General features: G+C 43.2%; 2 protein-coding genes and 2 pseudogenes. All 4 read left to right on the top strand.

Annotation, left to right across the window (positions count from 1 at the left end):
• A pseudogene (locus HMPREF2952_RS09615) lies at window positions 1-475 on the top strand (transposase); the annotation flags it as partial.
• Between the two features lie 254 nt (window positions 476-729).
• Window positions 730-1,203 carry a hypothetical protein gene (locus HMPREF2952_RS09610; RefSeq protein WP_003746683.1) on the top strand — a complete coding sequence of 158 codons (474 nt, stop codon included), beginning with the start codon at window positions 730-732 and terminating at the stop codon, window positions 1,201-1,203.
• 29 nt (window positions 1,204-1,232) lie between these two features.
• Window positions 1,233-2,051, top strand: a complete 819-nt coding sequence (locus tag HMPREF2952_RS09605; protein ID WP_036490867.1) for an NlpC/P60 family protein — start codon at window positions 1,233-1,235, stop codon at window positions 2,049-2,051.
• A 242-nt stretch (window positions 2,052-2,293) separates the two neighbouring features.
• Window positions 2,294-2,638: pseudogene (locus HMPREF2952_RS11415) on the top strand (L-aspartate oxidase); the annotation flags it as partial.
• Window positions 2,639-3,343 lie beyond the last annotated feature (705 nt).

Below are 3,343 nucleotides of genomic sequence, written 5' to 3'. Positions count from 1 at the left end.
CGTCAAAGAACCCGTTACCTCCGAGACCACCGCGTATCCCCTGTTGTCCATGTTCAAAGCCGTCCTGCTCGGCCAATGGCACAGCCTTTCCGATCCCGAACTCGAACACAGCCTCATCACCCGCATCGACTTCAACCTGTTTTGCCGTTTTGACGAACTGAGCATCCCCGATTACAGCACCTTATGCCGCTGCCGCAACTGGCTGGCGCAAGACAACACCCTGTCCGAACTGCTGGAACTGATTAACTGCCAACTGACCGAAAAAAAACTAAAAGTAGAGAAAGCATCCGCCGCCGTCATTGACGCCACCATTATTTAGACTGCCGGCAGCAAATAGCGTCAGGCCATAGAAGTTGATGAAGAAGGACAAGTCAGCGGTCAAACCACACCGAGCAAAGATAAAGATGCCCGCTGGACGAAGAAAAACGGCCTCTACAAACTTGGTTACAAACAACATACCCGCACCGATTCTGAAATCGCTTTCAGACGGCATTTCGCCCCAAAAGAGCGGTGGATTTTGCAAAAGTTTTTCGGCTTTGCACTCCGCACGCAGGCAGCCTGAAAACGCCGAGCAGGTCGGGCATGGATGCCCGACAAACAAACTGTTCAGACGGCCTTACCGCATTCGGATGTTCGTCGTTTGCATTATTTGCAATGTTGTTTTATCATCAATACTACATTGATTATGTTGCGTATTTTAGTAATTTATTGTTTTTAAAAGGTATTTAAATGAAGAAAAAAATGCTGCTTTTAACCTTGCTGGTCTCGGCAACAGTGGTGGCGAAGCCGGTAAATAGTGGAAAAATAGCCCATCATCAAACCGTGTCGTGCGGCAATCAGGTTTATGTACAATCATCAGGCGGCGCAGTGTTAAAGGAAAAGCCCGATGCCCGTTCGAAAACGGTAATGCAGTTAAGAAACACCCAATATCTCTGTGTGGTTGGCAATGTGGCTGAATCAAACGGCTGGACGCTGGTGAAAAAAGTGCCTCCGGCAGCGGGTGCGGGCTGTGAAGATGCAGGCGCGAAAGAATGCTTGAAAATGGCAGATTTTCCAAGCAAATGGCAGGTAAAGAAACCGTCAGGCAGCCAATGCCGTCTGACGACTTCGTTTGACGAGGGCGGGCAGCTTGTTGTAACCGCCAGCGGTGTATGTGCAACCGGCTGGGTTAAAACAAAGGCTGTCCGTTTTTTTGCAGATTAATTTTTTAACACGGCATAAAAGGAATTGAAATGTCTGAAATTCAAGAACGGCAGAATCAACGGATTATTGATTATGCTGAAGCAAACTTTTCGAAAACCACGCATGAATACGGCAGACAGGATATGGCTAGACGCTCTGCAAATAAATCTGGAGAGAAAATTGATCCTTCTCGTTTAAATGAAGACAAAGATCATGATGGAAGAAAAGGTGTTGATTGTTCTTCTCTTGTTTATTTTTCATTAGAAGGAGCGGGATTTAATCTTAAAATGGAAGCCAAAGACTTTGGAACCAGAACGCTGTTTAACGGAAAACATATAACGAACTATGCTCAAAAAAATTTTGATGTACTACCTGCATCTGCCAAAACAGATGGCAGTTTGAAAGCAGGCGACATATTAATGATGACAATGCCGGGAGGTTCTCAACACGTTGCTGTTTTTAAAGAGTATGATGAAAAAGGACGCATTCATTTTTTTGGATCTCAAACATCAACAGGGCCTGCTGAAGTAGTGATGACAGGAAATTCTTATTGGGATCAAAAAACTATTTTTCACGGTGCATTACGGCCTAAAGAAAACTTTATTAAACCTGAGATGGCGCCGGATATTGGAAAAAATGAATCGGAATCCCAATCTAAATATGAAAAAATTCGTTCGATGATCAATGGGTTAATGAATGATAAGGATGGTTCGTACACCAAGCAGCTTTTAGCAGAAAACCAAGATATTGTTGATAAATTCAACAAACGTGTACAGGAGGGTTTGGCACAACAGACACCATCGTTTTCGAACCAAGAGACTCAAATTGCACAACAGGAAACGGAATACCAGGGTTATTCGCGTAGCTGATAAAGATCTGATTTTGAATAACTGTATTTGATTCAACCAACGCCGTTCTGGAACAATACCACCATCCCTCCTCCCCAAACAGCCTCACCCTGCATATCGACCGTCAAACGCAAGGCTACCTGAAACTCCACACACCCGACGGCATCAGCCTGATTTATCAGGACGAACCCGTGTTCTGGTCGTTCTTCAGCCACGATTTATACGACGCTTACCTCATCCGCAGCTACGCCGAAAGCTGGCAGGCATACCAGCCCGTCGCAGATGGACAAGCATTCCAAGCCGTACCGTCCCAAAGGCCGTCTGAACGCCCCTACTCCGAAGCAGGTATCTTTTCAGACGACCTTCAAAACACATTCAGCCGCCCCGCCCTGCAAGCGTTCAACCAACACTATCTAGGCATTCTCCGCAACGATACCGACCTGCGCCGCGCTATCGCCCAACTGAGGCTTTGGAAACAAAACCAAGCCGAGCCGCACACCGTGTCCGAATACGAAAACCGCAACCTGCTCGAATGCAGCCTCACCGTCGCCCAAGCCGCATACAGGCGGGGACAGAACATTGGAGCATATTTTAATAGTGATTGTTAAGGCTGATAGTGAAAACTTTTCTCCAATAAATAACGTCATTGACTGAAAAAGAAAAGGTTCACACATGATTAAGGAAAGATTGAAAGAAAGTAGGAGAAACGGTGGAAACTAAAATGCAGGGATTGACAGTAGTTATAAGTGATAATAACTAATCAACAATGGTCTTTGCATTTTGTGGAGAGAAAAAAGCTAGGATTAATGAAATAAGACCATCTGAACAGTTTTGAATAAGTTCAAACAAAGTTAGCACAATTCACTATCTTTACCCTACTCTATTTCGCCAGGCTACAATTAATGATAAGGTTACAGTAAAATTAACCAGCCAAATTTCTATTAAAACCTATTGATTTTATACTAAAAATTGGAGTACTATGAGCACACTCTCTAGAGTATCATTAATTCTCATTTGACATATAGGAACAAAACAGCGGAATTTGTAGAAGAATAGGGAAAAGGAAATTAATTTATATTATGTTAAATTAATAATGTTAGTATTTTAAGCCTGTTAACTCCTGTTTCTCCTAGTCGTACAATAACTTTTACAAAAAGCTTACCTGAAATTTTTCAGATAACCTTTTTACGCTTTTCTTTTCATATATAAATAAAGTAAGATTCAGTCAATAGATATTATTCTTCTATATCACTATCCAATCTCTGGAGTAAAGCACCCCATGGCCGTCAATAAAATCGCCCGTAAAAGCAGCA

It is taken from the genome of Neisseria sp. HMSC068C12, from assembly GCF_001814095.1.
Lineage (GTDB): Bacteria > Pseudomonadota > Gammaproteobacteria > Burkholderiales > Neisseriaceae > Neisseria > Neisseria perflava.
This window is presented reverse-complemented; position numbering and strand designations above follow the sequence as displayed.

What these genes read in the sequence shown, in the direction of transcription:
- HMPREF2952_RS09610 (WP_003746683.1), top strand. Translation starts at nt 730, where the DNA reads ATGAAGAAAAAAATGCTGCTTTTAACCTTGCTGGTCTCGGCAACAGTG.
- HMPREF2952_RS09605 (WP_036490867.1), top strand. Translation starts at nt 1,233, where the DNA reads ATGTCTGAAATTCAAGAACGGCAGAATCAACGGATTATTGATTATGCT.